Origin of the sequence: Mesorhizobium sp. B2-4-18, assembly GCF_006441385.1 — a bacterium.
In the GTDB taxonomy this organism is placed as follows: domain Bacteria; phylum Pseudomonadota; class Alphaproteobacteria; order Rhizobiales; family Rhizobiaceae; genus Mesorhizobium; species Mesorhizobium australicum.
This window is the reverse complement of record NZ_VFUW01000005.1, coordinates 18,833-44,375: the sequence shown is the minus strand read 5'-3', so window position 1 is coordinate 44,375 and position 25,543 is coordinate 18,833. Positions and strand designations below refer to the sequence as shown.

The following is a 25,543-nucleotide window of genomic DNA, read 5'->3' as shown; positions in this document are numbered from 1 at the left end:
TCAACAGCTTGAATCAGTTTGCCGGCTCGATTTTATAAGGCATTGTTAACGTTGCCGTTTGGCGTTTTGCTTACCCTGTCCCTTGGCCGTTTTTCAACGCCGCCCTGCTAGATCACAGCCAGGCAGGGAGACAACGAGAATGAAGACGCTTCTGTGCGGCGCGGCCTTCTTGGCGGTGATGGTCGTACCGGCTGCCGCCGAAACGCCCTACGACCGCAATCTCGAAAAGGCGGCGATAGGCATTGTCGCCGGCAAGATGGGCGATATCCGCGGCGGCTTTTCCTACAAGCAAATTCCGCAGCTTGTGGTGCCGTCGGATCCTTCGCCTGTATCACCTGTTGCGACCGGGCATGCGCGTGAGCAGGCTTCAGGCGGTCGAGACGACGGTTTGTCTCCAGCCATCGAGCGCCAGGCTCCGCGAACCATCTTCTAAAACCACATGTCGCGTACGCAGCGGCCGTCGCGCGGCAGATCGTCGTAAGTGTCGAGGCCATCGAAATGGTCGATCGGCAGATCGGCGACGGCCTCGGGGGGCGCCAGCCGGACATTGACGGCCATGCGTCTTCGACCCGAGGCGCTGGCGCGCAGTCCGCGCCAGCCGAGCACGCAGGCGCAACGCGGGCAGAACAGGATCTCGAGCGACGGGTCTTCCTGTCCGGCGCGCGTATAGCTGCCCATTGGCCCCGAAACGCGAATGCGTTCGTCGACATAATCATAGGCCCAGAGCGTGCCATAGCGGCGGCAAAGCGTGCAGTTGCAGGCCGTCACCGGGCCGGGGTCGCCCTCCAGCGTCCAGTGGGCGGCGCCACAGTGGCAGGTTCCCGTCAGCATTCGTTCTCCTTCGAGTTGCGACAAACAGAGGGCTCTTCGTGGCCAATATTCTGCCGGACCCGGCATGATGGGCGCAAGCCGCGGCCTGGTTCGATGCACCAGCCGCTCTCGTAGGATCACTTTGGTCCATCTAATGTCCTTGCCTTCACTGCGGGCTTTCGTCAGAGAAGGCCGATGAACTCGCCTCTGCCAGCCAGCACACGCCAGCGGCTCGACGACCTGCTCGTCCAGCGCGGGCTGTTTGCCAGCCGCTCGCGCGCCCGCGACGCGGTGGAGCGCGGCACGGTGACGGTCGACGGCGCCATAGCCCGCAAGCCCGGCCAGAACGTTTCGCCGCAATGCGTTGTCGCCATCGACGATCCGGCGCAAGCCTATGTCTCGCGCGCCGCGCTCAAGCTGATCGCCGGGCTCGACCATTTCAGCCTCGACCCGGCCGGTCGCGAGGCCCTCGACATCGGCGCCTCGACCGGCGGTTTCACCCAGGTGCTGCTCGAACGCGGCGCGTCCCATGTCACGGCAATCGATGTCGGGCATGGCCAGATGCATCCTGATGTCGGTGGTGATCCGCGCGTGACGGTGATCGAGGGCCTGAACGCGCGCGATCTCACCGTTGCCGATCTTGCCGGCCGCAATCCGGATTTCATCGTTTCCGACGTCAGTTTCATCTCGCTGAAACTGGCGCTGCCGCCGGCACTCGCCATTGCCAAGCCCGGCGCCGGTGCGATCTTTCTGGTCAAGCCGCAATTCGAGGCCGGTCGCGAGGCGATCGGCAAGGGCGGTTTGTTGAAGGATCCCTTCGATGCCGCCCGTGTCGCGGGCCTGCTGCAGGATTGGCTGGATGCCATCCCTGGCTGGCGCTCGCTTGGCCTGCATCTGTCGCCGATCGAAGGTGGCGACGGCAATCGCGAATTCCTGCTCGGTGGGATCAAGGACCGATGAGCGTACGCTTCACAATACGAAAGCTCGGATCGCAGGGCGACGGCATCGCCGAAACCGAGAGCGGCGATCTGTTCATTCCCTTCACGCTGCCAGGCGAGATCGTCACCGCCGCGCGCGAGCGGGATCGCGCCACGCTGATGGCGGTGCTGGAAGCCTCTCCGCTGCGCGTCGAACCAGCCTGCCGCCATTTCACCGAATGCGGCGGCTGTGCCCTCCAGCATTTCGAGACCGAAGCCTATCGTCGATGGAAACGCGAAAAGGTGGTGCACGCATTGAAGGGCAAGGGCATCGAGTGCGAGATTGGCGAACTGGTCGCCTGCGCGCCGCAGTCGCGCCGCCGCGTCGTGCTTGCCGCCCGGCGCACGGACGCAGGCATGCTGCTCGGCTTCAATCGCCATCTGTCGCCCGAGATCATCTCCATATCCGAATGCCCGATCTCACTGCCCGAGATCGTCGCGGCACTCGGCCAGCTGAGGGCGCTGGCCGAATTGATATGCGCCACCACCAAATCGTTCCGGATGGCGGTCACCGTTACGGGTTCCGGTCTCGACATCGCGGTGCACGAGTCAGGCAAGCTCGGCGAACACCAGCGCCGTATCGCCTCCAACTTTGTCATTGCGCAAGGCTTTGCCAGGCTGTCCATCGATGACGAGATCGTCATCGAGCCAAGGAAGCCCGTGGTCATGTTCGGCAGTGTTGCGGTCGCCGTGCCGCCCGGCACCTTTCTGCAGGCGACGGAGGCCGCCGAACGGACCATGGCCGAGATCGTCGGCGGACATCTGAAGCGTGCAAAAAAAATTGCCGATCTCTTTGCCGGTTGCGGCAGCTTTGCCTTGCGGCTGGCGACGAAATCGGAAGTCCATGCGGTCGAAGGCGACGCGGCCGCGCTTTCGGCGCTCGACCGGGGATCACGTTTCGCGACCGGCCTCAAGCGGGTGACGGGCGAACGACGCGACCTGTTTCGCCGGCCACTGACCTTCAAGGAGTTGAACGCCTTCGACGGCCTTGTCTTCGATCCGCCGCGCGCCGGCGCCGAAGATCAGTCGAAGCAGATCGCCCGCTCGGATGTTCCATACGTTGCCGCGGTGTCCTGCAACCCGGTGACGCTGGCCCGCGACCTGCGCATTCTCATCGACGGCGGCTATATGCTGAACAGCGTGACGCCAATCGATCAGTTCCTGTGGTCGCCACATGTCGAGGCGGTCGCCTTGCTGGAGAAACCGAGGAGGAGGCGCGGCTGAGCACGGTTCGTTGAGACTGCTGAGGCCACAGAAAACCGCGCTTCCCAAGCGCTGCTGCGGGATCCTCCGGTTAAAGCGACTCCAGGAAGAATGGGTAGCGGTTTTCCGTCCGGAATTGCGTCGAAATGAAGAGAGAGCGGTTCAGCGATTCTATCAAACACCGAACCGCTCTAAAAAAGCCGCCGAACGCCTGTAATGCCTGAACCGTACGGTCCAGGCTCAATCTACGAGCTTTGCAGTATTCGCGAAGGTTTTCGGCGTGCCGCCTCGCTGGTTGACCGACTGCCAGACATTCGGATTCTGCTGCGATTGACGTTTCAGGAAGTAGTAGCCGGTTGCATTCCAGGGCCTGATTTGGTCGACCATATTGTCGAGGACAAGATCGCCTTTATCGGTTTTCACCGTCAGGATGGTGTGGCCCTCATTGTTGAGATCGCGCACGACCGTCATCAACAGCGCTTGTCGGGGAAATCCAGCCTCTTGAAGGAGCTTGCGTTTGTAGAGTGCGTAGATCTTGCAATCGCCTTTGCCGTCAACCGGATAATCCCAATGGTCCGCCATCGTGCCCCAGTGATCGAAATTGCTGACGGGTTTGATGGCGCTGTTCGCCTTCTGATTTATCCGCTTGAGGATGCGGAAGGTCCGCGCTGTCAGCTTGACATTCGCGGCCGGCAGAGCCGGCACCTTGCACTCTTTTGGGCGGCGATGACAGAAATCGATCCAACCGTAGGGGACGCTGGTGCTTCCACCCACGGAGGCAGAGCGCGACCCATCCATGGAAGATTGGGTCGATCGCGACTTGAACAAAGTCGACTGGGCCGACGCCGGACTGGCCAGCAGCGATGCCGCACCAATCAACGAAACAAAGCCAAGCAGGAGAGCCAGGACGGGGGAGTGCCGCATTGCCAAAACCACCACCGCAACGAGGAACTGGTGCTGCGTTCGTGCGCGAGAGGCAGCCCAGGCAGTCAAAGACCTAATAATTTGTTAATGTGGATTGTGTCCACTTCAAGGTCCCAGCCGCCGAAAAGCCGGTCCCTGTCAGGCCGGCCCCTGTCAGGATGACAATGGGCATGGTGGAGGGCGCCTGCATCCGGAAACGTCACGGCGGGTGATGACACCGGAACGGCACCGAGTTTCAAACCCGCGTGCCGCCGACCGTCATCTGGTTCATCCTGAGATGCGGCTGGCCAACGCCGACGGGTACGCCCTGGCCGGCCTTGCCGCACATGCCGATGCCGTTGTCGAGCTTCATGTCGTTGCCGACCATCGAGACGCGGTGCATGGCATCAGGCCCGTTGCCGATCAGCATCGCGCCTTTGATTGGCTGCGTCACCTTGCCGTTCTCGATCATGTAGGCCTCGGTGCAGCCGAACACGAATTTGCCCGACGTGATGTCGACCTGGCCACCGCCGAAGGACACGGCGTAGATGCCGTTCTTGACGGAGGCGATGATTTCGTCCGGTTCCATGTCGCCTGAGGTCATGTAAGTGTTGGTCATGCGCGGCATCGGCTGGTGCGCATAGCCTTCTCGCCGGCCATTGCCGGTGGCTTTCATGCCCATCAGCCGGGCATTCTGCCGGTCCTGCATGTAGCCGACCAGTTTGCCGTCCTCGATCAAGACGTTGCGGGCCGAAGGCGTGCCTTCGTCGTCGACGGTGAGTGAGCCGCGCCGCTCTGGGATGGTGCCGTCGTCGACGACCGTCACCCCCTTGGCGGCCACCTGCTGCCCCATCAGGCCGGCGAACGCCGACGTCTTCTTGCGGTTGAAATCGCCTTCAAGACCATGACCGACGGCTTCGTGCAGCATCACGCCCGGCCAGCCATTGGATAGCACGATGTCGAAAGTGCCTGCCGGGGCCGGGATTGCCTCCAGGTTGACCACCGCTTGCCGGAGTGCCTCGCTGGCGGCGTGCTTCCAACTATCCTCGATCAGGAATTCGCCGAATGCCTTGCGCCCGCCCATGCCATAGGAGCCGCTTTCCTGGCGGTCGCCTTCGCCGACGACGACCGAGACGTTGACGCGGACCATCGGCCTGATATCGCGCACTATCTGGCCGTCGGCACGAACGATCTCGACATGCTGCCAGGATGCGGCGATCGAGGCCGTTACCTGGCGCACGCGTGGATCCTCGGCGCGCAGCCAGGCGTCGATTTCTTGCAGCAGCTTCGCCTTGGCCTCGAAGGAAGGCGAGGGGATCGGGTTCTCGTCGCCGTAGAGATGGCGGTTGGTACGGGCGGGGGCTGCCGCAAGCGTGCCGGAATAGCCACCCTTGACGGTCGAGACGGCTTCGGCCGCGCGCAGCAGCGACGCCTCGGACAGGTCGCTGGAATGAGCGTAGCCGCTGGCCTCGCCGGCGACGGCCCGCAGGCCAAAGCCCTGGTCGGTGTTGAAATTGGCGGTCTTCAGCTTGCCATTGTCGAACATCAGCGCTTCGCTCTCGCTGTATTCGAGGAAAAGCTCGCCGTCGTCCGCGCCCTTGATGGTGTCAGCGACGATCTGCTTGATGCGGTCGTCTGAAATGTCGAATTGGCCGATCAGGCTGTTCATGGCGCGTCCGTCCGTGGGATGTTTGCTTTCCCCCGATGTAGGCGTGAAGCCGCGCCCACACAATCGGCAATGACGAATCGGCGCCGACGAATGATTTCGTTCGCTAAACACAAGGCATGCGTCTGGGGTCGGCAAAAGCCGCGTCCAGGCTGGTACAGCGTGAAGCCGCGATCAGGGCAGAGCGGCGAAGCCTTCGGCGAAACCCTTGAGGTCGACGGGAATGCCGATACCCTCTTCCGGGGTCTGGAAAACGATGAATGTTGCCGACGTCCCGGTCTTCAGCGTGTCGAGCAGCGGCTTTTCGAGAATGACCTCGGCATAACAGCCGTCCTGGAAGCAGCGCACGAAATAGGCGCGGCCAATGTCCTTGCCGTCGACGTTGAGCCCGAGGCCGTTCGGCAACAGCACGCCGAGCGGCGCCAGCACGCGCAGGATCTCGGCCTTGTTGTCGGCGGTGCGCAGCACGACGACCGAAAGCCCCATCTCCGGACGATCCTCGGCGACGACGTTCTGCATCATCACGCATTGTTCCGAGGTGGCGCCGGCCGGCGTGTCGCAGATGATCGACCATGCGCCATGGGTCGAGCGCACCGTGCCGCTTGGCTGAGCAGCATTGGCCTTGCCAGGGACGGACAGACCGGCCGCGCACAGGACCGCGAGAAACACGGCGTTTGCCAGGGTTCTCGAAAGGCCCAGTCGCGTATGCCTCAGTCTCGAAAGCCAAGAGTTCATGACGGCTCCATTGCGAATCACGGCACTTTAAGCCGCGCCAATGCCAAGTAAAGGACGAGACCGTGGCCGGACTGTCCCTAAAAAGGCAATGCGGCGCTTTTCCCTGCCAAATTCGCCTGAATTACGACGCTTTGCGGGTGTCGCCGGCACAAGGCGTGCGGCCCGCCGAACATACGCGATTCGCCACTACGGCCATTGCCCCGGAAGAGCCACGTCAGCTTGCGCGCAAAAATGCCGCACGGTTTCGACCGCTCCTTTCTTGCGGAGGGAAAAAGAGTATGGTTTGAACCAGCTTGAGACTGTCCGGGATTCCCGTCCCGGCATTGTTCGTTATTCTCGCGGGCACAGCCGGCGAGGGACTGGGAGACGAAGAGGGCGATGAGAAAATTCCTAGCGAGCACCGGTGCTGCTGCCACGTTCCTCGCCTGCGGATCCGCTTATGCGGACCAGCCCAGGCCGTGGGAGACCGGCTTCCAGGCGCCTGCGACCGACATGATGCGGCAGATCGAGTGGTTCGGAAACTACACGATGTGGTTTATCATCCCGGTCACGGTCCTTGTGCTGTTTCTGCTGATCTACTGCATCGTCAAATTCCGCGCGAGCGCCAATCCGACCCCGTCCAAGACCAGCCACAACACGCTGATCGAGGTGATCTGGACCATCGGCCCTGTCGTCATCCTGCTTTGCCTCGCCATCCCCTCGTTCCAACTCCTGACCGCCCAATATACGCCGCCGGAAGAGGCCAAGCTGACCGTCAAGGCAACCGGCAACCAGTGGAACTGGGATTACGAATACCAGACCGACAACACGCTCGCCTTCAATTCGGCCATCCTTCAGGATGGCGATCGTGCCAAGGCCGGCAAGGAGGATCGCGCGGTCTATCCGCGCCTGCTCGCCGTCGACAACGAGCTGGTCGTGCCGGTCAACACGATGACCCGCGTGCTTGTCACCGCGACCGACGTGATCCATTCCTTTGCCGTGCCGTCTTTCGGCATCAAGATCGACGCCGTTCCCGGCCGCACCAACGAGACCTGGTTCAAGGCGGAGAAAGAAGGCCTCTATTACGGTCAATGCTCGCAGCTCTGCGGCAAGGACCATGCCTTCATGCCGATCGCCGTTCGTGTGGTGTCGGACACGCAGTTCAAGACCTGGCTGGCCGCGGCCAAGACCGATCTGCCAGGTGCCAACAAGACGCTCATGGCCGAGGTCGATGGCCAGAACAAGGTAGCGGCCGCCGGCAACTGATGTCGCGGGTTAGCAAGATTTAGGGAACGGAGCGGAACATGGCAGACGCTGCAGCTCACGACGGGCACGACCACAAGCCGTATCATGGCTGGGTGCGCTGGGTTTATTCGACCAACCACAAGGATATTGGTACGCTCTACCTGATCTTCGCGATCATGGCCGGCATAATCGGCGGCGCGCTTTCGGTCGCCATCCGCATGGAGCTGCAGGAGCCTGGCATCCAGATCTTCAGCGGTCTTGCGCAGATGGTCTATGGCATGAACGGCGACGCCGCGATCGACGGCGGCAAGAGCATGTACAATGCGTTTGCCACCGCGCACGCGCTGATCATGATTTTCTTCATGGTCATGCCGGCCCTGATCGGCGGTTTCGCCAACTGGATGGTGCCGATCATGATCGGTGCTCCCGACATGGCGTTCCCGCGCATGAACAACATCTCTTTCTGGCTGCTGCCGCCGGCCTTCATCCTGTTGCTCACCTCGATGTTCGTGCCGAGTGCGCCCGGCGCCTTTGGCGTGGGCGGCGGCTGGACGCTCTATCCGCCGCTGTCAACTTCGGGCCAGCCCGGACCGGCGATGGATCTGGCGATCCTGTCGATCCACATCGCCGGCGCCTCCTCGATCCTCGGCGCCATCAACTTCATCACCACCATCTTCAACATGCGTGCCCCCGGCATGACGCTGCACAAGATGCCGCTGTTTGCCTGGTCGGTGCTGGTCACCGCCTTCCTGCTCTTGCTGTCGCTGCCGGTCCTGGCCGGCGGCATCACCATGCTGCTCACCGACCGCAACTTCGGCACGACCTTCTTCGCGCCTGACGGTGGTGGTGACCCGATCCTGTTCCAGCACCTGTTCTGGTTCTTTGGCCATCCGGAAGTATACATCCTGATCTTGCCGGGTTTCGGCATCATCAGCCATATCGTCTCGACCTTCTCGAGGAAGCCGGTATTCGGTTATCTCGGCATGGCTTATGCCATGGTCGCGATCGGCGCGGTCGGCTTCATCGTCTGGGCGCACCATATGTATACGACGGGCCTGTCGCTCGATACGCAGCGCTACTTCGTCTTCGCCACCATGGTCATCGCGGTGCCGACAGGCGTGAAGATCTTTTCCTGGATCGCAACCATGTGGGGCGGATCGATCTCGTTCAAGCCGCCGATGCTGTGGGCGCTGGGCTTCATCTTCCTGTTCACGATCGGTGGCGTCACCGGTGTCCAGCTGGCCAATGCCGGCCTCGACCGGTCGCTGCATGACACGTATTTCGTCATTGCCCACTTCCACTACGTACTGTCGCTGGGCGCGGTGTTCGCCATCTTCGCCGGCTGGTACTACTGGTTCCCGAAGATGACCGGCTACATGTACTCGCCCGTCATCGCCAACACCCATTTTTGGGTCATGTTCGTCGGCGTGAACCTGATCTTTTTCCCGCAGCACTTCCTCGGCCTCGCCGGTATGCCGCGCCGCACCATCGACTATCCTGACGCGTTTGCGGGCTGGAACATGGTTTCGTCCTACGGTTCGTATATTTCGGCCGTCGGTGTGGTGATCTTCCTCTATGGCGTGTTCGAAGCCTTCCAGAAGAAGCGGATCGCCGGCGCCAACCCGTGGGGTGAGGGTGCTACCACGCTCGAATGGCAGCTGCCTTCGCCGCCGCCGTTCCACCAGTGGGAGCAGCTGCCGAAGATCAAGTAAGGCGGCTCCCGCTCGAATACAAAACCGCCGGCCCGCCGGCGGTTTTGGCCAACGGAATGATGGACTTGAGTACGCATGGCCCTAGTCGACAAAACCAGCATTGACGAAGCGGGCTTCCGTATGTCGGAAGCTACGGCGGGCGATTTCTTCGCCCTGCTGAAGCCGCGCGTCATGTCGCTGGTGGTGTTCACCGCCTTTGTCGGACTGGTCGCGGCACCGATGACCATCAATCCGCTGCTGGCGGTGATCGCCATCCTTGCCATTGCGATTGGGGCCGGCGCCTCTGGCGCGCTCAACATGTGGTACGACGCCGACATCGACGCGGTGATGACCAGGACCGCTAGCCGCCCGGTGCCTTCCGGCCGGATCCAGCCGCACGAGGCGCTGAGCTTCGGCCTGGTGTTGTCGGTGCTGTCGGTGATGACGCTGGGCGTGTTGGTCAACTGGTTGTCGGCGACGCTGCTGGCCTTCACCATCTTCTTCTATGCCGTGGTCTACACGATGTGGCTGAAACGCTCGACACCGCAGAACATTGTCATTGGCGGTGCAGCGGGCGCCATCCCGCCGGTTATCGGCTGGGCCGCGGTGACCGGGTCGGTCAGCCTCGAAAGCATCATCCTGTTCCTGATCATTTTCCTGTGGACGCCGCCGCATTTCTGGGCGCTCGCGCTGTTCAAGTCCGAGGACTATGGCCGCGCCGGCATCCCGATGATGCCCAACGTCGCCGGCCATGCATCGACCCGCCGTCAGATTTTCGCCTACGCGCTGGTGCTGGCCCCGGTCGGCGTGCTGCCCTGGCTGCTCGGCTATACGACGCCGTTCTACGGCGTGGCCGCCTTGCTGTTGGGGGCTGGTTTCGTCTGGTATGCGTGGAAAGTGCTTGGCATGGCCGACGATGACCGCGTCATGAAGCCGGCCAAGGCCCTGTTCGCCTATTCGCTGCTCTATCTCTTCGCAATCTTCGCCGCCTATCTGGCTGACAGTGTCGTCGAACGCGCGCTTGCCATGGGTGGGGCATGACCATGGCCGAGAAAGAACTCGAAACGGTCACCTTGACCGATCGCCAGAAGAAGGCCCAGCGCAGCCGTTCCATCGCCATCGGCGTGGCGCTGGCGGTGCTGGTCGTGATCTTCTACATCGCGACAATCGTGAAGTTCGGCCACAATTTGTCGGGCTCGATGTGATGAGCGCCGAGACGTCCAAGAAGACGGTAGGCAAGACCGGCAACCGCGTTGTCGCGGTTGTCTGCCTTGCTTTCTTCACCGGCATGATCGGCATGGCCTATGCAGCCGTGCCGCTCTACAAGATGTTTTGCCAGGCGACCGGCTATGGCGGCACGACGCAACGTGCCGAGAAGCAATATGCCGGCCGCGTGCTCGATCGCGAGATCACCGTTCGTTTCGACGCCAACATCGCCGGCGTGCCATGGGAGTTCCAGCCGGTCCAGCGCTCGATGACCATGAAGATCGGGCAGACCGTCCAGGCGCATTATCAGGCGACCAACAAGTTCGATCGCCCCGTCACCGGCCGCGCAACCTTCAACGTGCAGCCGGAACTGGCGGGTCCGTACTTCAACAAGGTCGAATGCTTCTGCTTCACCGATACGACGCTGAAGCCGGGCGAGACGCTGGACATGCCGGTCCTGTTCTATGTGGACCCCGACATCGTGAATGTGCCGGAACTGAAGGACGTGAAGACGATCACCCTGTCCTATACGATGTTCCCGGTCGAGAAGACCAAGCCGGTGGCGTCGTCCGGGCCGGCCCAGGGCAATAGCAAGACAGTTTCAGATACCGAAGGAAATCTCGGGGGTTGATATGGCAGACGCGCACGCAAAACCACACCATGACTACCATCTCGTCGACCCGAGCCCGTGGCCTTTTCTGGGATCGGTAGGGGCGCTTGTCACCGCTTTTGGCGGTGTCTGCCTCATGGAATACCTGAAAGGCGGCTCCTTCCCGATCTTCGGCGTCAACATCGCCAATCCGTGGCTGTTCTTCATCGGCATTGTGATCGTGCTGTACACCATGTTCGCCTGGTGGTCGGACACGATCAAGGAAGCGCATGAAGGCCACCATACGCGCGTCGTGTCGCTGCACCTGCGCTACGGCATGATCATGTTCATCGCCTCGGAGGTGATGTTCTTCGTTGCCTGGTTCTGGGCCTATTTCGATGCCAGCCTTTTTGCCGGTGAGGTGCAGAACTATGCGCGCCACACGTTTACCGGTGGTGTCTGGCCGCCGAAGGGCATGGAGGTTCTCGATCCCTTCCATTTGCCGCTCTACAACACCATCATCCTGCTGCTGTCGGGCACCACGGTCACCTGGGCGCACCACTCGCTCATCCATGGCGACCGCAAGGGCCTGATCAACGGCCTGGTGCTGACCGTCGGGCTTGGCATGCTGTTCACCATGGTGCAGGCTTACGAGTACATGCACGCGCCGTTCGGCTTCAAGGATTCCATCTACGGCGCCACCTTCTTCATGGCGACCGGCTTCCATGGCTTCCATGTCATCATCGGCACCATCTTCCTGCTGGTCTGCCTGATCCGGGCGATGAAGGGCGACTTCACCCCCAAGCAGCATTTCGGCTTCGAGGCGGCCGCCTGGTATTGGCACTTCGTTGACGTGGTCTGGCTGTTCCTGTTCGCCTCGATCTACGTCTGGGGATCGGTCGGCGCGGTGATCGAAGGCCACTGATCCAGCCTTTTGAGTTTCAATTTCGGGAAGGCGGCCGCGGCGACGTGGCCGCCTTTCTTCTTTTCGGCGCAAGGATCGCCAATCGATGAAAGATGCGGCTGACTTCAATTTGCGCATTTTATCGTCTTGGCATTCCGGCTCTTGCCCGAGAAGGTCTTGCGCGTCGAGGAGGCGAAGCGGCTTCAGCTAGTGGGGCTGGCTGCTTCAATTGGTCGACTGGACCGATGACTGCATTGGGGTTACGGAGTCCGATATGGACAAATCTGGGCGATGGTGGCCGATGGGACGCCGATCGAGATCGAGCAATAGCCATGAATTACGGCACTACGCATGAGTGAAGACAAGGCGATCTGGCCTCCGATCGATCCGATTTCGGCCGGCCTGCACGGCCGCTGCCCGCGTTGCGGCGAGGGGCGGCTGTTTTCCGGCTTTCTCACCGTCGGCAAGCGCTGCGTCAATTGCGGCCTCGACTATTCCTACGCCGATGCCGGCGATGGACCGGCGGTGTTCGTCATCCTGATCATCGGCTTCATCATCGTCGGTCTGGCGCTCTGGGTCGAGGTGACGCTGAGCCCGCCGCTCTGGCTACATCTGCTGATATGGATCCCACTGGCCCTGGTGCTGTGTCTCACGGCGCTTCGGTTGATCAAGGGCGTGCTGCTCACCCTGCAATACAGCAACAAAGCAGCCGAGGGTCGGCTGTATCGCGGCGAATGAGCGAAGCGTCCCTGAAAGACCGCGGCCATTCGCGGCCACGATCGGCACTGTTGTTCGTCCTTGGCCTTGTGTTGTTCTTGATTCTGCTGGCGCTGGGCACCTGGCAGGTCCAGCGCCTGCACTGGAAGGAAGGCCTGCTGCAGACCATCGACCAGCGCACCCATTCGGCGCCACGACCGCTTTCCGAGGTCGAGAAGGAATTCGCCTCGACCGGCGACGTCGACTACACGCCGGTCACTGTCACCGGCACTTTCCTGCATTCCGGCGAGCGGCATTTCTACGCGACCTGGGAAGGGGATGCCGGCTTCAATGTCTATACGCCGCTGGCCCTCGACGATGGTCGTTTCGTCCTGATCAACCGCGGCTTTGTTCCCTACGACCTCAAGAATGCGGCGAAGCGCGCCAAGGGACAGGTAACGGGCAGGGTCACGGTCACCGGGCTTGCCCGCAACCCGCTGCCGGCAAAGCCCTCCATGATGCTTCCCGACAATGATGTGGGGAAGAACATCTTCTACTGGAAGGACCGCGACGTCATGGCCGCGAGCGCCGGCCTGCCGGCTGGGTTCACCTTGGTGCCGATCTTCATCGATGCCGACAAGACGCCAAATCCCGGCGGCCTTCCGGTCGGGGGTGTCACCATCATCGACCTTCCGAACAGCCATCTGCAATATGCCGTCACCTGGTACGGGCTTGCCGCGGCACTCGCCGCGGTGCTTGTCCTCCGGCTTCGCCGGCCCGCGAAAGAGGAATGAACGCAAGCGAGGCCTCTCTTTCCACCGATACCCTTGACAGGGCAGGGGTAGGCACCTCATTTCGGCGCTGACCAACCGGCAGGATTTGATGCTTCACACAATCGCCAAGCCTCCTCTGACGATCCGGCTCTGCCAGCCGCGCGGTTTTTGCGCGGGCGTCGACCGTGCCATCCAGATCGTCGTGCTGGCGCTGAAAAAATATGGCGCCCCGGTCTATGTCCGCCACGAAATCGTCCACAACCGCTATGTCGTCGAGGGGCTGCAGAGCCTTGGGGCCGTCTTCATAGAGGAACTTTCCGAAATCCCGGCCGAACATCGGCAGTCGCCGGTCGTCTTCTCCGCGCACGGTGTGCCCAAGTCCGTGCCGGCGGATGCGCAGGCGCGCAACCTGTTCTATCTCGACGCAACCTGTCCGCTGGTCTCCAAGGTCCACAAGCAGGCGATGCGTCACCAGCGGCTTGGCCGCCATGTGCTGTTGATCGGTCATGCCGGGCACCCCGAGGTGATCGGCACAATGGGGCAGTTGCCGGAAGGCGCGGTAACGCTGATCGAGACCGAAGCCGACGCAGCCCGGCTTGTACCGGCCGATCCAAAAGCACTTGGTTTCGTCACCCAGACCACGCTCTCGGTCGAGGATACCGCCGGCATCATCCGCGCGTTGCAGGAGCGCTTTCCGGACCTGCAGGCGCCGGCGGCGGAATCGATCTGCTACGCCACCACCAACCGCCAGGAAGCGGTCAAGGACACCGCCCCGGGTGCTGACCTCTATCTGATCGTCGGCGCCCCCAATTCCTCGAATTCGCGCCGCCTTGTCGAAGTTGCGGAACGGGCAGGTGCCTCGATGTCGCTTCTCGTGCAGCGCGCCGCTGAAATTCCGTGGAATGACATCGGCACCATTTCGACGCTCGGCCTGTCGGCGGGAGCATCGGCGCCGGAGATCATCGTCGACGAGATCATCGACGCGTTCCGCCAGCGTTTCGACGTCACCATCGACCTGGCTGTCACGGCCACCGAAACAGAGGATTTTCCGGTCATGCGGGTACTGCGCGATGTCGAACTGACGCCGGCCGACATGGCCTTCGTCAATGGGACCGCGTGAACGGCCATGGCGGTCTATACCGACGTTGCGGAGGGCGAACTCGGCGCTTTCCTGAAGCACTACCCGGTCGGCGATCTCCTATCCTACAAGGGCATCGCCGAAGGCACCGAGAATTCGAACTTCCTGCTGCACACCTCGAGCGGCTCCTACATCCTGACGCTCTATGAAAAGCGGGTCGAGAAGGCGGATTTGCCGTTTTTCCTCGGGCTGATGGGCCATCTCGCCAGCAAGGGGGTGTCCTGCCCGCTGCCGGTGACCGCGCATGACGGCAGCGTCATCGGCACGCTGGCCGGCCGGCCGGCCGTCATCATCACCTTTCTCGAAGGACTTTCGCTGCGCCGACCGGCCGCAACGCATTGCGCCGAGGTCGGCAAGGCGCTGGCGGCGCTGCACCTGGCCGGCGCCGACTTTCCGATGACGCGTCCGAACGCGCTCGCCCTCGACGGCTGGCGCAAGCTTTGGGATGCGTCTCGCGGCCGCGCCGACGAGGTCGAGCCGGGCCTTGCGGCCGAGGTCGATGCCGACTTTGCCGATTTCGAGCGGAACTGGCCCAAGGGCCTCCCCGAGGGCATCATTCATGCCGATCTGTTCCCGGACAATGTCTTTTTCCTGGGCGAGAAGCTTTCGGGGCTGATCGATTTCTATTTCGCCTGTGACGATCTCTATGCCTATGATGTCGCCACCTGCCTCAACGCCTGGTGTTTCGAAAAGGATTTTTCCTTCAACCTTACCAAGGGCAAGGCACTGCTTGCCGGTTATCAAAGCGTGCGCCCCCTGAGCGATGACGAGAAAGCGGCGCTGCCGATGCTGGCGCGCGGTTCGGCGCTACGCTTCATGCTGACCCGGCTTTACGACTGGCTGACCGTCCCCGATGGCGGACTGGTGATGAAACGCGACCCGTCCGAATATATCCGAAGGATGCGGTTCCACCGGGCGATCAGATTTCCTTCGGAATATGGATTGGCCGAAAACGGGGTGTCATGAGCAAGCAGGTTGAAATCTTTACCGATGGCGCCTGTTCGGGCAATCCCGGCCCCGGCGGCTGGGGCGCCATCCTGCGCTTCAACGGCACCACCAAGGAACTCTTCGGCGGCGAGGCCGAAACCACCAACAACCGCATGGAATTGCTGGCGGCCATTTCGGCGCTGAATGCGTTGAAGGAGCCTTGCACGGTCGAGCTTCATACCGACAGCAAATACGTCATGGACGGAATTTCCAAATGGATCCATGGCTGGAAGAAGAATGGCTGGAAGACCGCCGACAAGAAGCCGGTCAAGAACGGCGAACTCTGGCAGGCGCTGGACGAGGCCAACCGGCGCCACAAGGTCACCTGGAACTGGGTGAAGGGCCATGCCGGCCACATCGAGAACGAGCGCGCCGACGAACTGGCAAGGGAAGGCATGGCGCCGTTCAAGAAAGGGCCTTTCAGGCCGGTAGTGTCGGCGCCAAAGCCGGATGTCCAGGCAAAGCAGCCGCTGGCCCCGAAGGCGCGTCGTTCGACCCAGAGCTATTGAGCTTCTGGCATTCGCTGCGCCCGGCCGACAGGAGAATTTCTGTTATGCCGATCGCCTATTACATCACCCATCCTCAGGTTCAGATCGACGCCAGCGTGCCCGTGCCGGATTGGGGTCTGTCCGACATCGGTCGTGCCAGGGCGCATGCAATGCTGAACCAGCCGTGGATCGCATCGATCGGGCGTGTGGTGTCGTCGGGCGAACGCAAGGCCGTTGAAACCGCCGAGGTGCTCGGGCGGCACCTCGACCTTGCGGTGCAGGTGAGGGAACGGATGCATGAGAACGACCGGTCGGCGACGGGTTTCCTGCCGCCTCCGGAGTTCGAGGCGGTCGCCGACCGGTTCTTCGCCAATCCGCACGAAAGCATTCGTGGCTGGGAGCGGGCCATCGACGCACAGCAGCGCATCGTGAGCGAGGTCGAGGCCGTCCTCGGTGCCGGCGGCGCCGGCAACATCGCCCTTGTCGGACATGGCGGTGTCGGCACGCTCCTGCTGCTGTCGCTCAGCGGCAGACAAATCAGCCGCGAAGCCGATCAGCTGGCGGGCGGCGGCAACTATTTCGCCTTCGATACCCACACGCGCCAAATTATTCATGGATGGGGACCGATCGACAGGCTGTCCTGATCGGCGTACCGCAGCCGTACTCGTAGCGCAAGGACAGGCTCTTCTCGCGACATCGCAGTTGCTCGAGGATGTGGATGGGAGTAATATTTCCTACTATCGAGCAATGCAAGAGAGGACGCAGCGTGGCGAACGTTGAAAAAATGAGCGTGGCTGTGACCCCACAACAGGCAGCCCTGATGCGCGAGGCCGTGGAGGCGGGCGAGTATGCCACTGCAAGCGAGATCGTGCGTGAAGCGATGCGGGATTGGCTGGCCAAGCGCGAACTGCGGCATGACGATGTTCGCCGGCTGAGACGGTTGTGGGATGAAGGCAAGGCAAGCGGGAGACCGGAGCCTGTGGATTTCGACGTGTTGCGAAAGGAAGCTCGGCGAGAGCTGACGGAAGCCTCGCGGAATGGCCGTTAGGCTAGTCTGGTCACCCGCGGCCAAGGCTGACCTCATCGACATCTACGTGACGATAGGCAGCGAAAACATACGGGCGGCCGATTGTTACTACGATCAGTTAGAAGCGCGGGCCATGCAGCTGGCAGACCAGCCGCGCATGGGTGTCAGGCGACCGGATATCAGGCCTTCCGCACGAATGCTGGTGGAGGCGCCTTTTGTACTGCTCTACGAAACGATTCCAAACACGGACGATGGCCCAGTGGAGTGGGTTGAAATCGTCCGTGTGGTCGACGGGCGGCGGGATCTGAACAGTCTGTTCTAGCTGTCTACCGGATCAGCAGCGCCGTACCGTAGAGCCCGAGCGCGAACACCGTGTGCGAGACCAGATTGAGGGCGCGGACCCGCATCGGATTCGGCCGCTTCGAGGCCGCCCAGCCGGCGCCCATGCCTGGCGCCAGCAGGAACCAGCCGGCGCCGACGGTAACGATGCCGAGGATGAAGGCCGGCAGGAAGGTCGGCGCGGCCAGCCAGCCCGCGCCCGCCAGCATCACCAGGATTATGCCGTAGGCGATGCCGACGAAGTAATGGAAGGCCCAGCCCAGCGCCTGTTCATACGCGTAGGGCGCCGCATCGCCGATATCGTCGTGAAACACCTTGTCGCGGAGGTGCCAGACCCAGCGCCCGACCGGCCCCCAGTTCGGGCGTGGCTGGCCGAACGCCTTGTGCAGGAAGAAGGCCCAGAGATCCATCAGGACGGTCGCGCCGACGCCGATCGCGACAGCGCGCCAGAAGATGTCAAACATCGTAGGATCCCCCGAAAACCGGCAATTTGGAGCGCGGCTGCTTGTCAGGCGAGGCCGGCCATGGCGGCCTCGCGTGATTGGCCGTCGAAGTTCAGAGCTGGCCGAGAATATGAGCCGCGCCGGACTCGTCCACACCGGGTTTGGTCTCGACATTGAGCGCGGTAACCTTGCCGTCGTCGATGATCATCGAAAACCGCTTCGAACGCAGGCCCATGCCGCCACCGGAGTAGTCCGCGTCAAGACCGACCGCCTTGGCGAAATCGCCATTGCCGTCGGCGAGGAACAGGATCTTGCCTTCGCCGCCGGTGAAGCGCGCCCAGGCGCCCATGACGTGGACGTCATTGACCGAAACGACGGCGATGGTGTCGACGCCGCGCGCCAGGATCGCGTCATGGTTCTCGAGATAGCCGGGCAGGTGGTTGTTGCTGCAGGTCGGCGTGAAGGCGCCGGGAACGCCGAACAGCACCACTTTCTTGCCCGGAAAAATCTCGGCCGACGTGATCGGCTTGGCGCCGTCCGCGGTCATGGTCTTGAAGGTCGCCTCGGGCAGCTTGTCGCCAACGGAGATGGTCATGAATTCCTCGCTTGGGATGGGAAGGACGCGTGCTTGCGTAGCGAACTCAGCGGCTTCCTGCAACCATCGCGGCGTCTTCAAGGGAAAGGCAGCAACCCTTCGACCGCGCCCGCCGAACTCGTCAACGTGTAGTGAAGCCCGCCGTCGGTCGGCGTCGTCGAGGGGCGATCGAGGATCGGCACGGTGAAGATCAGCTTGCCGTCCTTTTCCGAGCGGGAAGGTGTGCCGAACATATAGTCGCGCTCGCCGGCAACGAAGAAATCCGCTGCTTGCGGATCGCCAGGAAAACTTGCCTCGACAACCAGCGTCTCGTGATCGCCGGGCAGCACTTTGATGCCGAAGTCAGGCTTTGCCGCAGCCGGCAGTGCGGTGAAACTCGCCTTCACCAGCGCCGCGTCGTCGGCATTATCGGGATCGGAAGCGGGGTCGACGTTCAGCCGTGTCTGCACGGGGATGCAGATAGATTCGCAAATGCCGAGAAAGACGTCGGCATCGATGACCGCCGGCTGGTTTGGCGCCGCCAGCGTGAACGTCACGGGCAAGGAAACCGGATAATTGTAACCGGCCCATTTGCCATAGCCATCATCGTGGCGCTGCGGCGCGGGAAAAGACAGTGTCGCATCGGCTATATTGGTGCTGGCCGAAACGTCGAGCTGCGGCGGCACACCTGCATCGCCCGGGTCGCGCCAATAAGTCTTCCAGCCGGGTTTGAGCGCGATATCGAGAACACCGTATATGCGGCCGGCGTCGTCCGGCTTGCCTGATGTCACCAGCCGCACCTTGCCGCCTTCGCTGTTGTACCAGGCGGATGAGGAGGCGCTGGCGGGGAGGGCGGCCGCCAATCCAATGGCGGCGCCGAGCAACAGGATTTTCAAGCTTTGCATGGCGGTGATTTGATCGTCCCTTCGTGGCCGCGCAATGATTTCATGGCCGTGCTGATATCATATTTGCGTGACCTTTGCGGGCAAGCCAAGGCCGGACTCGCAATATGAGCTTTGGTCGAATCCGCTACAGCGCATCTTTTCGGCGCCGGGGAAACGCGTTACCTTCCCTGGCATGGATTTGTTGCGCCACAAAAAGACAGCCGCCGGCCGCGGCTTTCTCGACGATCAGTTCCTGATTGCCATGCCTGGTATGAAGGACGACCGTTTCACGCGCTCGGTCATCTACATCTGCGCCCATAGCGATGAAGGCGCGATGGGCCTGATCATCAACCAGACGCAGCAGATGCTGTTCCCGGACCTTCTGGTACAGCTTGGCATCATGAACGAGCAGGAGGCGATCCGCCTGCCGGCACAGGCGCGCGATTTCGTCGTGCGCAATGGCGGGCCTGTCGACCGCAGCCGGGGCTTCGTCCTGCATTCGGGCGACTACCGTGTGGATTCCTCGCTCACCGTTTCCGACGACATCTGCCTGACCGCGACCGTCGACATACTGCGGGCGATATCGTCAGGGCGCGGGCCGCGCCGCGCGCTCATGGCGCTCGGTTATTCCGGCTGGGGCGCCGGCCAGTTGGAAACCGAGATCGCTGAGAACGGCTGGTTGACCTGCCCGGCGACGCCGGAATTGCTGTTCGACGCCGACATCGAACGCAAATACGACCGGATTCTCGCCTCCATCGGCATCGATCTCGCCCATCTCAGCCTGGCCGCCGGGCACGCTTGAGCCTCGTCTTTGCCGGCCAGGGCCCCTTCGCCAGGTAAGGCGCAGCCGGAACGCTGCGCCGTTAGCGCAATCTCATCCCATGGCGGTGCGCGAGAGCTGTTCAGGCTTGGAATTGCGTAAACAGGCGAAACCGCGTGTCCGGCTTGTTATCCGCTATGCCGGCTCATAGCCGTACGCTCCGTCCTCACGCATCACGCGGCCGATGCCCGGCCAGCCAAGGTGCGCTCCGGCGATCCATGTTCCAGCCTCGGCCGCGTCGCGGAAAACCTTCTGGCGCGTTGCGCGTGCGATCGCTTGGTCGTCGTCATAGCCCCAACTCAACGCGGGATTGCCAAACTGCAAGGCCGGCACATGAACGATGTCCCCGAAGAACAGGAAGCGGGCCTCGTTCGTGTCGAAAGCGTAGCCGATGTGACCGGGAGCATGACCCGGCAGGGCAACTGCTCGCAGTCGCTTGGCCACCTGGTCGCCATTCCGCACGGGCTTCAAAATGGATCTGAACCGCGCAAGGTCTGTTTCGGCGAGAAAGCTCTCGACAGCCTCCTCGGCGATTACGATCGCCTTCAAATTCGGAAAGAGCACCCGGTCGTCCGGCGTCAAAAGCCCGTACACATGATCCTGGTGGGCATGGGTGAGCGCCAAGACCGTGATCAAGGCAGGATCGATGCTGGCTTCGGCTAGTGTCTGCTCGAGGCGTCCTGTTGTTGAGGCCCAGCCTCCTCCTCCACTGTCGATCAGAATGCCGTCAACGCCTGGACCTGCGAGGGCAAAGCAATTGACGGACAGGCGGAGCGCCCCTGCCTGCGCGACTTGCGGCACCGGTTTGTCGCGCGGATCGCGCAGAAGGTCCGCCGGCATCTCAATATAGCCGTCCGAGAGCGACCAGACCCGCCAGGCGCCGGCGGTACAGCCGAGGACGTTACCGCTGCGGAATGTTACGATCATAGAGTACCTCAATCTGCCGTTGCCGATCAAAGCTAGGACAGAGTCACCTATGAGGATAGGCCTGTTGCACAGCAAGGCCTCATGAGTGATACTCATGAATGATGAGAAGCGAACTGAACGAACTCGCCGCGTTCGCGATGGTCGCCCGGGAACGAAGCTTTACACGAGCCGCGGCAAAACTAGGCGTGTCTCAATCTGCGCTGAGTCACACTATCCGTGGGCTCGAGCAGCGGCTCGAGCTGCGGCTTTTGGCTCGAACGACGAAGAGCGTCGCGCCAACAGCCGCAGGGGCCGCTCTCTTGAAAGACCTGTCTCCGGCGCTTGAGCAAATCGCTGCTGCCCTTGACGGAGCGCGAAGCCTCAGGCGGCGCCCTGCGGGGCGCCTTCGAATTGTGATGTCACGCTCGGCCGCCGTAATGGTGCTGCTGCCACGGCTCGCGGCATTCGCCCAGGCCTACCCCGATATCGTTCTCGACGTTGTCACCACGACAGGCCCTGTAGACCTCGTTGCCGGCGAGTTCGATGCCGGTATCCAGCTCGGCGAGTATATTCAGAAAGACATGATCGCGGTACGCGTCACGCCGGAGTTGCGGCTGGCTGTGGTGGGATCGCCTGGTTATTTCTCATCACGAAGAATCCCGCAAAAGCCGAGGGATCTCAAGGATCATCAATGCATAGCCCTGCGTCTTCCAGGCGGTCCATCTCGGTGGGAGTTCGAGCGGGCGAGAAAGTCGGTCACGATCAACGCCAGCGGCTCGCTCATAATCGACGATACTCACCTGGTGATTCAGGCGGCGCTCGCCGGCGTTGGTCTCGGTCTCGCCTATGAAGAGCAAGTCGCGGAGTATATCGCGGAGCGACGGCTTGTCCGCGTCCTGGAGGAATGGACGCCGCCAATCGCAGGCTTTTTCCTGTATTATCCCAGTCGTCAGCTTCAGCCAGCGGCGCTGTCAGCATTGGTCAATGCGCTGCGACTCTCGCAACAATAGTGATGCATGTCGTTGTTCCGGAACCGAGGACACTTCCGGGTGACAGGCATTAGGCCTGCGTGAGCGGATACTGCTCCTTCAGCGTCTTCAGCACCTGGTCGCCCGGCATCGGCGCGCCGAACATGAAGCTCTGGACATATTCGCAGCCCATCTGGCGCAGCTCCAGCGCATCGCGCTCGTCCGATATGCCCTCAGCGACTACCGAAAGGCCGAGCTCATGCGCCATGTTGACCATGGATTTGAGCAACACCGCGCGTTTTGGCGTGCTGTCGTCGACGAAGCTCTTGTCGATCTTGATGGTGTCGAACGGGAACCGCGTCAGATAGGCGAGCGATGAATAGCCGGTGCCGAAATCGTCCAGCGACAGGCCGATGCCGAGCTGCTTGAGCTTGGTCAGCACATGGGCCGTCTGCTCGGGGTTGTCCATGACCAGCGACTCGGTCAGTTCGAGCCGGAAGCAGCGCGGCTTCAGATTGGCGCGCGCGATCACGGAACGCACGTCGCTGACCAGGTCGCGGCGGATGAGCTGGCGGCTTGACAAGTTGACCGACACCGACAGCGGCGCGTCGCCGATCTGCTTTTGCCATCCTGCCAGATCCTCGGCCGCCTGCTGCATGGCAAACAGCCCAAGTTGCACGATCAGCCCGCAGCTTTCCGCGACCGGGATGAAATCGGCCGGCGGGATCATGCCGCGGCGCGGATGGTCCCAGCGCAGCAGGGCCTCGAAGCCGGCGACGCTGCCATCCTCGAGCCGCACGATCGGCTGGTAGGCCAGCGTGAATTCGCGCCGCTCGATGGCGCGCCGCAGATCGGATTCGAACTGCAGGCGATCGGTGCCGACGGTGCGGAACGCCGGGCGGAACGGCTCGATCCTGTCGCCGCCGAAGCGCTTGGCCTGGTGCATGGCGAGCTCGGCGTCCTTGACCATGTCCTCGGCCGAGGTTTGCGCCGAGGTCCAGGTGATCAGGCCGATCGAGGCGGTCAGCACGATCTCGCGCTTGGCAAAGGTGATCGGATTGTTGATCGCATGCTTGATCGCATCGGCCACGCCGGCGATGCGGGCAGGGTCCTGCTCGGACAAAAGCAGCAGGGCGAACTGGTCGCCGGCGAAGCGCGACAGCGAATCCTTCGGCTTGAGCAGCCGGTGCAGGCGGCGCGCTATGGTGAGCAGGATGGTGTCGCCGGCCGAAATGCCGAGCCCGTCATTGACCTGCTTGAAGCGGTCGATATCGATGACGAAGACGGTCGGCCGCACCTTCTCTTCGGTGCGGGCGATCGAAATGATCGCCTCCAGCCGGTTCATGAACAATTCGCGGTTTGGCAGGCCGGTCAGATTGTCGTGCACGGCGTCGTGCAGCAGCCGTTCCTCGGATTTCTTCTGTTCGGTGACGTCGACCATGGTACCGACGCAGCGGATCACCTCGCCGTCCGATCCGATGACGGGTCGCGCGCGCAGGGCAAACCAGTGATAGTGCCCATCGGCGCCACGCAGGCGGAAATTCTGCGACACCCGGCCGCGGCGATGTTCCAGCACCACGTCGAGCGTGGTGCGGAATGTGTCGCGGTCGTCGGCATGCAACACCGGCAGCCAGTTGCGGGCGGCACCACCCAGGCTGTTGGGCGCAAGGCCGAGCTGGATGCTGACGTCGGGCTTGGTCACCACGCGGTCGCGCAGCACGTCCCAATCCCACACCGTATCGCCCGATCCCGCGACCGCCAGCGCCTGCCGCTCGAGGTCGGAGAACAGCCCCTGATGCAGCGCACCGCCAGCAAAGGCGTGCTGCATGACGGTGAAGCCGATCAGCAGGATGATCAGGATCAAGCCGCCGCCAAGTGCCGGCTGGGCGATGTCGTTGTCGAGCATGCCGGTGATCGCCATCCACGATCCGCATAACCACAACAGCACCATGACCCAGCTGGGCACCAGCATGATCGCTCGGTCATAACCACGAATACCGAGGAAGATGATCAAGCCGAGCCCGGTCAGTGCGGTCGCGGCAAACGAGATGCGGGCGATGCCGGCGGCGACCGCCGGATCGACGATTGCGACACCGGCGATCAAGAGCAGCCCCAGAATCCAGACCAGCGCGCCATAGCTGAAATGGCCGTGCCATCGGTTGAGGTTGAGATAGGCAAACAGGAACACCACGAAAGTCGCCGCCAGCGCCACCTCGGTGCCAGCCCGCCACATCTGCTCGTTGCCTGGCGAGATCTCGATGACCTTGTTGAGGAAGCCGAAATCGACACAGATATAGGCAAGCACCGCCCAGGCGAGGGCCGCCGTCGCCGGGAACATCGACGTCCCCTTGACCACGAACAGGATGGTCAGGAACAGCGCCAGAAGGCCGGCGATACCGATGACGATGCCGCGAAACAGCGTGTAGGAATTGACCGAATCCTTGTAGGATTCCGGATCCCAGAGGTAGACCTGCGGCAGCTTCGGCGAGGCGAGTTCGGCGATGAAGGTGATCACCGTGCCGGGGTTCAGCGTCACCCGGAACACGTCGGCGTCGGGGCTGGTCTGGCGGTCGAGCGCGAAGCCTTCGCTGGGCGTGATGGCGGCGATGCGCGTAGAACCCAGATCCGGCCAGAAGATGCCGGAATTGACCAGCCGGAAGTGCGGCGCCACGATCAGCCGATCGAGTTGCTGGTCGGTGGTGTTGGCGAGCGCGAAGACAGCCCAGTCGCCGGTCGAGCGGGCATCGTTGGCTTCAACCTCGATCCGCCGCACGATGCCGTCCGGCCCGGGCGCGGTCGACACCTGGAAGTTCTCACCCTGGTTGCGGTAGATTTCGACGGCGCGCGAAAGATCGAGCGCGACATCGTCGCGGGCGATCTTGATCGGTTCTACGGCAAAGGCCGACGAAGCCGCGCACAGCGTCAGCATCGTCGCCAGCAGAAAGGCGAACAGCGGCCCGTTTCGCAGGGAATTCGTCAAAAATCAGTCCTTCGTTCCAGCGCCCGGCGAATCGTCGGCGATCCGGGCGTAGAGGTAGTGATCCTGCCAGATGCCGTTGATCCTGAGATAGGATCGCAGAAGTCCTTCGCGCCGGAATCCGGCTTTTTCAAGCACGCGGATCGACCTGATATTGTCGGGAATACAGGCGGCTTCGATCCGGTGCAACCTCAGCGTATCGAAGGCGAAGCGGGCCACCACCTTGACCGCGTCTGTCATCAGCCCGCGGCCGCCGAAGCGCTCGCCGATCCAGTAGCCGACATGGCCGCTTTGCGAGACGCCGTGGCGTATGTTGCCGAGCGTAATGCCGCCCGCGAGCTTGCCGCTCGACTTCTCGAAGATGAAGAAGGCGATCGCGGTTCCCTGTGCGTAGTCCTCGCGATAGCGGCTGATGCGCAGGCGCCATGCCGTGCGGTCGAGTTCGTCCGGGGTCCAGCGCGGCTCCCATGGCTCCAGGAACGCCCGGCTTTCGCCGCGCACCGCCGACCACTCGCGGTAGTCGTTGGTGAACGGCACGCGCAGCGTGACGAGGTTGCCCTTCAGTGCCGGCAGGTCACGGCGAAAGAAAGGGAGCGCGAACACGGCGCTTGGGAC

At 62.4% G+C, this 25,543-nt stretch carries 29 protein-coding genes; 19 read left to right on the top strand and 10 right to left on the bottom strand.

Annotated elements, in window-relative coordinates:
* Nucleotides 1-139 precede the first annotated feature (139 nt).
* Complete coding sequence (locus FJ527_RS13515) at nucleotides 140-433, top strand: hypothetical protein (RefSeq protein ID WP_140823326.1); 294 nt, start codon at nucleotides 140-142, stop codon at nucleotides 431-433.
* Here FJ527_RS13515 and FJ527_RS13510 read toward each other — a convergent pair.
* The gene (locus FJ527_RS13510; RefSeq protein ID WP_140617295.1) at nucleotides 430-831 is read right to left on the bottom strand and encodes a GFA family protein; all 402 of its coding nucleotides are present in this window, start codon (nucleotides 829-831) and stop codon (nucleotides 430-432) included. The genes FJ527_RS13515 and FJ527_RS13510 overlap by 4 nt on opposite strands.
* 174 nt (nucleotides 832-1,005) lie before the next feature.
* Here FJ527_RS13510 and FJ527_RS13505 point away from each other — a divergent pair, with 174 nt between their 5' ends.
* The gene (locus tag FJ527_RS13505; protein ID WP_015318802.1) at nucleotides 1,006-1,770 is read left to right on the top strand and encodes a TlyA family RNA methyltransferase; all 765 of its coding nucleotides are present in this window, start codon (nucleotides 1,006-1,008) and stop codon (nucleotides 1,768-1,770) included.
* The gene (locus FJ527_RS13500; RefSeq protein WP_140823325.1) at nucleotides 1,767-3,011 is read left to right on the top strand and encodes a class I SAM-dependent RNA methyltransferase; all 1,245 of its coding nucleotides are present in this window, start codon (nucleotides 1,767-1,769) and stop codon (nucleotides 3,009-3,011) included. Before FJ527_RS13505 ends, FJ527_RS13500 begins: the two co-directional genes overlap by 4 nt.
* A gap of 219 nt (nucleotides 3,012-3,230) precedes the next feature.
* Here FJ527_RS13500 and FJ527_RS13495 read toward each other — a convergent pair whose 3' ends face one another.
* The 3 genes from FJ527_RS13495 to FJ527_RS13485 form a co-directional block, all read right to left on the bottom strand.
* Nucleotides 3,231-3,914: a transglutaminase-like cysteine peptidase gene (locus FJ527_RS13495; protein WP_181166351.1), complete on the bottom strand. Its 684-nt coding sequence runs from the start codon at nucleotides 3,912-3,914 to the stop codon at nucleotides 3,231-3,233.
* 235 nt (nucleotides 3,915-4,149) lie between these two features.
* A complete protein-coding gene (tldD, locus tag FJ527_RS13490; RefSeq protein ID WP_140823324.1) occupies nucleotides 4,150-5,562 on the bottom strand; it encodes a metalloprotease TldD in 1,413 nt (470 codons plus the stop codon).
* A gap of 171 nt (nucleotides 5,563-5,733) precedes the next feature.
* On the bottom strand, nucleotides 5,734-6,294 hold the full coding sequence (locus FJ527_RS13485; RefSeq protein WP_140661414.1) for an invasion associated locus B family protein: 561 nt from the start codon (nucleotides 6,292-6,294) through the stop codon (nucleotides 5,734-5,736).
* 378 nt (nucleotides 6,295-6,672) lie between these two features.
* Between FJ527_RS13485 and coxB the strand changes: the two genes are divergently transcribed.
* The 14 genes from coxB (at nucleotide 6,673) to FJ527_RS13415 (ending at nucleotide 17,339) form a co-directional block, all read left to right on the top strand.
* Nucleotides 6,673-7,539: a cytochrome c oxidase subunit II gene (gene coxB, locus FJ527_RS13480; protein WP_015318797.1), complete on the top strand. Its 867-nt coding sequence runs from the start codon at nucleotides 6,673-6,675 to the stop codon at nucleotides 7,537-7,539.
* Between the two features lie 38 nt (nucleotides 7,540-7,577).
* On the top strand, nucleotides 7,578-9,230 hold the full coding sequence (gene ctaD, locus FJ527_RS13475; RefSeq protein ID WP_015318796.1) for a cytochrome c oxidase subunit I: 1,653 nt from the start codon (nucleotides 7,578-7,580) through the stop codon (nucleotides 9,228-9,230).
* Between the two features lie 75 nt (nucleotides 9,231-9,305).
* Complete coding sequence (locus tag FJ527_RS13470; RefSeq protein WP_140714998.1) at nucleotides 9,306-10,250, top strand: heme o synthase; 945 nt, start codon at nucleotides 9,306-9,308, stop codon at nucleotides 10,248-10,250.
* 2 nt (nucleotides 10,251-10,252) lie between these two features.
* On the top strand, nucleotides 10,253-10,414 hold the full coding sequence (locus tag FJ527_RS13465; RefSeq protein WP_015318794.1) for a hypothetical protein: 162 nt from the start codon (nucleotides 10,253-10,255) through the stop codon (nucleotides 10,412-10,414).
* On the top strand, nucleotides 10,414-11,046 hold the full coding sequence (locus FJ527_RS13460; RefSeq protein ID WP_015318793.1) for a cytochrome c oxidase assembly protein: 633 nt from the start codon (nucleotides 10,414-10,416) through the stop codon (nucleotides 11,044-11,046). Before FJ527_RS13465 ends, FJ527_RS13460 begins: the two co-directional genes overlap by 1 nt.
* Before the next feature lies 1 nt (nucleotide 11,047).
* A complete protein-coding gene (locus tag FJ527_RS13455; protein WP_015318792.1) occupies nucleotides 11,048-11,929 on the top strand; it encodes a cytochrome c oxidase subunit 3 in 882 nt (293 codons plus the stop codon).
* Between the two features lie 330 nt (nucleotides 11,930-12,259).
* Complete coding sequence (locus FJ527_RS13450) at nucleotides 12,260-12,646, top strand: DUF983 domain-containing protein (RefSeq protein WP_140823323.1); 387 nt, start codon at nucleotides 12,260-12,262, stop codon at nucleotides 12,644-12,646.
* Entirely contained in the window at nucleotides 12,643-13,398 is a 756-nt protein-coding gene (locus FJ527_RS13445; protein ID WP_181166350.1) for an SURF1 family protein, read from the top strand. Before FJ527_RS13450 ends, FJ527_RS13445 begins: the two co-directional genes overlap by 4 nt.
* A gap of 88 nt (nucleotides 13,399-13,486) precedes the next feature.
* Nucleotides 13,487-14,497, top strand: coding sequence for a 4-hydroxy-3-methylbut-2-enyl diphosphate reductase (gene ispH, locus FJ527_RS13440; protein WP_015318789.1), 1,011 nt, complete (start codon nucleotides 13,487-13,489; stop codon nucleotides 14,495-14,497).
* A 6-nt stretch (nucleotides 14,498-14,503) separates the two neighbouring features.
* A complete protein-coding gene (locus tag FJ527_RS13435; RefSeq protein ID WP_140714996.1) occupies nucleotides 14,504-15,481 on the top strand; it encodes a homoserine kinase in 978 nt (325 codons plus the stop codon).
* Nucleotides 15,478-16,011 (top strand): ribonuclease HI, encoded by a 534-nt coding sequence (gene rnhA / locus FJ527_RS13430; RefSeq protein ID WP_015318787.1) that lies wholly within the window; start codon nucleotides 15,478-15,480, stop codon nucleotides 16,009-16,011. The genes FJ527_RS13435 and rnhA overlap by 4 nt, the downstream gene beginning before the upstream one ends.
* Nucleotides 16,012-16,055: 44 nt before the next feature.
* On the top strand, nucleotides 16,056-16,634 hold the full coding sequence (locus tag FJ527_RS13425; RefSeq protein WP_140823322.1) for a histidine phosphatase family protein: 579 nt from the start codon (nucleotides 16,056-16,058) through the stop codon (nucleotides 16,632-16,634).
* 122 nt (nucleotides 16,635-16,756) lie between these two features.
* Nucleotides 16,757-17,038, top strand: a complete 282-nt coding sequence (locus tag FJ527_RS13420) for a type II toxin-antitoxin system ParD family antitoxin (protein ID WP_041163894.1) — start codon at nucleotides 16,757-16,759, stop codon at nucleotides 17,036-17,038.
* Entirely contained in the window at nucleotides 17,028-17,339 is a 312-nt protein-coding gene (locus FJ527_RS13415; protein WP_140823321.1) for a type II toxin-antitoxin system RelE/ParE family toxin, read from the top strand. Before FJ527_RS13420 ends, FJ527_RS13415 begins: the two co-directional genes overlap by 11 nt.
* Nucleotides 17,340-17,343: 4 nt before the next feature.
* Here FJ527_RS13415 and FJ527_RS13410 read toward each other — a convergent pair whose 3' ends face one another.
* The 3 genes from FJ527_RS13410 to FJ527_RS13400 all read right to left on the bottom strand — a co-directional run bounded on the left by FJ527_RS13410 (nucleotide 17,344) and on the right by FJ527_RS13400 (nucleotide 19,278).
* Entirely contained in the window at nucleotides 17,344-17,820 is a 477-nt protein-coding gene (locus tag FJ527_RS13410) for a DUF2938 domain-containing protein (protein WP_140617286.1), read from the bottom strand.
* Nucleotides 17,821-17,911: 91 nt separating this feature from the next.
* Nucleotides 17,912-18,394: a peroxiredoxin gene (locus FJ527_RS13405; protein WP_015318782.1), complete on the bottom strand. Its 483-nt coding sequence runs from the start codon at nucleotides 18,392-18,394 to the stop codon at nucleotides 17,912-17,914.
* A gap of 77 nt (nucleotides 18,395-18,471) precedes the next feature.
* Nucleotides 18,472-19,278 (bottom strand): protein-disulfide reductase DsbD domain-containing protein, encoded by an 807-nt coding sequence (locus tag FJ527_RS13400; RefSeq protein WP_140823320.1) that lies wholly within the window; start codon nucleotides 19,276-19,278, stop codon nucleotides 18,472-18,474.
* A gap of 172 nt (nucleotides 19,279-19,450) precedes the next feature.
* Here FJ527_RS13400 and FJ527_RS13395 point away from each other — a divergent pair, with 172 nt between their 5' ends.
* Nucleotides 19,451-20,059: a YqgE/AlgH family protein gene (locus tag FJ527_RS13395; protein ID WP_015318780.1), complete on the top strand. Its 609-nt coding sequence runs from the start codon at nucleotides 19,451-19,453 to the stop codon at nucleotides 20,057-20,059.
* A gap of 153 nt (nucleotides 20,060-20,212) precedes the next feature.
* On the opposite strand, the gene FJ527_RS13390 is transcribed toward FJ527_RS13395, so the two are convergent.
* Complete coding sequence (locus FJ527_RS13390) at nucleotides 20,213-21,034, bottom strand: MBL fold metallo-hydrolase (RefSeq protein WP_181166349.1); 822 nt, start codon at nucleotides 21,032-21,034, stop codon at nucleotides 20,213-20,215.
* Nucleotides 21,035-21,102: 68 nt separating this feature from the next.
* Between FJ527_RS13390 and FJ527_RS13385 the strand changes: the two genes are divergently transcribed.
* The gene (locus tag FJ527_RS13385; protein ID WP_140724839.1) at nucleotides 21,103-21,993 is read left to right on the top strand and encodes a LysR family transcriptional regulator; all 891 of its coding nucleotides are present in this window, start codon (nucleotides 21,103-21,105) and stop codon (nucleotides 21,991-21,993) included.
* Nucleotides 21,994-22,042: 49 nt separating this feature from the next.
* Here the strand turns inward: FJ527_RS13385 and FJ527_RS13380 are convergent, their stop codons facing one another.
* On the bottom strand, nucleotides 22,043-24,931 hold the full coding sequence (locus FJ527_RS13380; protein WP_140823318.1) for an EAL domain-containing protein: 2,889 nt from the start codon (nucleotides 24,929-24,931) through the stop codon (nucleotides 22,043-22,045).
* A 3-nt stretch (nucleotides 24,932-24,934) separates the two neighbouring features.
* Nucleotides 24,935-25,531, bottom strand: coding sequence for a GNAT family protein (locus FJ527_RS13375; protein WP_140791899.1), 597 nt, complete (start codon nucleotides 25,529-25,531; stop codon nucleotides 24,935-24,937).
* Nucleotides 25,532-25,543 lie beyond the last annotated feature (12 nt).

What these genes read in the sequence shown, in the direction of transcription:
- FJ527_RS13515 (WP_140823326.1), top strand. Translation starts at nt 140, where the DNA reads ATGAAGACGCTTCTGTGCGGCGCGGCCTTCTTGGCGGTGATGGTCGTA.
- FJ527_RS13510 (WP_140617295.1), bottom strand. Translation starts at nt 831, where the DNA reads ATGCTGACGGGAACCTGCCACTGTGGCGCCGCCCACTGGACGCTGGAG.
- FJ527_RS13505 (WP_015318802.1), top strand. Translation starts at nt 1,006, where the DNA reads ATGAACTCGCCTCTGCCAGCCAGCACACGCCAGCGGCTCGACGACCTG.
- FJ527_RS13500 (WP_140823325.1), top strand. Translation starts at nt 1,767, where the DNA reads ATGAGCGTACGCTTCACAATACGAAAGCTCGGATCGCAGGGCGACGGC.
- FJ527_RS13495 (WP_181166351.1), bottom strand. Translation starts at nt 3,914, where the DNA reads ATGCGGCACTCCCCCGTCCTGGCTCTCCTGCTTGGCTTTGTTTCGTTG.
- tldD (WP_140823324.1), bottom strand. Translation starts at nt 5,562, where the DNA reads ATGAACAGCCTGATCGGCCAATTCGACATTTCAGACGACCGCATCAAG.
- FJ527_RS13485 (WP_140661414.1), bottom strand. Translation starts at nt 6,294, where the DNA reads ATGAACTCTTGGCTTTCGAGACTGAGGCATACGCGACTGGGCCTTTCG.
- coxB (WP_015318797.1), top strand. Translation starts at nt 6,673, where the DNA reads ATGAGAAAATTCCTAGCGAGCACCGGTGCTGCTGCCACGTTCCTCGCC.
- ctaD (WP_015318796.1), top strand. Translation starts at nt 7,578, where the DNA reads ATGGCAGACGCTGCAGCTCACGACGGGCACGACCACAAGCCGTATCAT.
- FJ527_RS13470 (WP_140714998.1), top strand. Translation starts at nt 9,306, where the DNA reads ATGGCCCTAGTCGACAAAACCAGCATTGACGAAGCGGGCTTCCGTATG.
- FJ527_RS13465 (WP_015318794.1), top strand. Translation starts at nt 10,253, where the DNA reads ATGGCCGAGAAAGAACTCGAAACGGTCACCTTGACCGATCGCCAGAAG.
- FJ527_RS13460 (WP_015318793.1), top strand. Translation starts at nt 10,414, where the DNA reads ATGAGCGCCGAGACGTCCAAGAAGACGGTAGGCAAGACCGGCAACCGC.
- FJ527_RS13455 (WP_015318792.1), top strand. Translation starts at nt 11,048, where the DNA reads ATGGCAGACGCGCACGCAAAACCACACCATGACTACCATCTCGTCGAC.
- FJ527_RS13450 (WP_140823323.1), top strand. Translation starts at nt 12,260, where the DNA reads ATGAGTGAAGACAAGGCGATCTGGCCTCCGATCGATCCGATTTCGGCC.
- FJ527_RS13445 (WP_181166350.1), top strand. Translation starts at nt 12,643, where the DNA reads ATGAGCGAAGCGTCCCTGAAAGACCGCGGCCATTCGCGGCCACGATCG.
- ispH (WP_015318789.1), top strand. Translation starts at nt 13,487, where the DNA reads ATGCTTCACACAATCGCCAAGCCTCCTCTGACGATCCGGCTCTGCCAG.
- FJ527_RS13435 (WP_140714996.1), top strand. Translation starts at nt 14,504, where the DNA reads ATGGCGGTCTATACCGACGTTGCGGAGGGCGAACTCGGCGCTTTCCTG.
- rnhA (WP_015318787.1), top strand. Translation starts at nt 15,478, where the DNA reads ATGAGCAAGCAGGTTGAAATCTTTACCGATGGCGCCTGTTCGGGCAAT.
- FJ527_RS13425 (WP_140823322.1), top strand. Translation starts at nt 16,056, where the DNA reads ATGCCGATCGCCTATTACATCACCCATCCTCAGGTTCAGATCGACGCC.
- FJ527_RS13415 (WP_140823321.1), top strand. Translation starts at nt 17,028, where the DNA reads ATGGCCGTTAGGCTAGTCTGGTCACCCGCGGCCAAGGCTGACCTCATC.
- FJ527_RS13410 (WP_140617286.1), bottom strand. Translation starts at nt 17,820, where the DNA reads ATGTTTGACATCTTCTGGCGCGCTGTCGCGATCGGCGTCGGCGCGACC.
- FJ527_RS13405 (WP_015318782.1), bottom strand. Translation starts at nt 18,394, where the DNA reads ATGACCATCTCCGTTGGCGACAAGCTGCCCGAGGCGACCTTCAAGACC.
- FJ527_RS13400 (WP_140823320.1), bottom strand. Translation starts at nt 19,278, where the DNA reads ATGCAAAGCTTGAAAATCCTGTTGCTCGGCGCCGCCATTGGATTGGCG.
- FJ527_RS13395 (WP_015318780.1), top strand. Translation starts at nt 19,451, where the DNA reads ATGGATTTGTTGCGCCACAAAAAGACAGCCGCCGGCCGCGGCTTTCTC.
- FJ527_RS13385 (WP_140724839.1), top strand. Translation starts at nt 21,103, where the DNA reads ATGATGAGAAGCGAACTGAACGAACTCGCCGCGTTCGCGATGGTCGCC.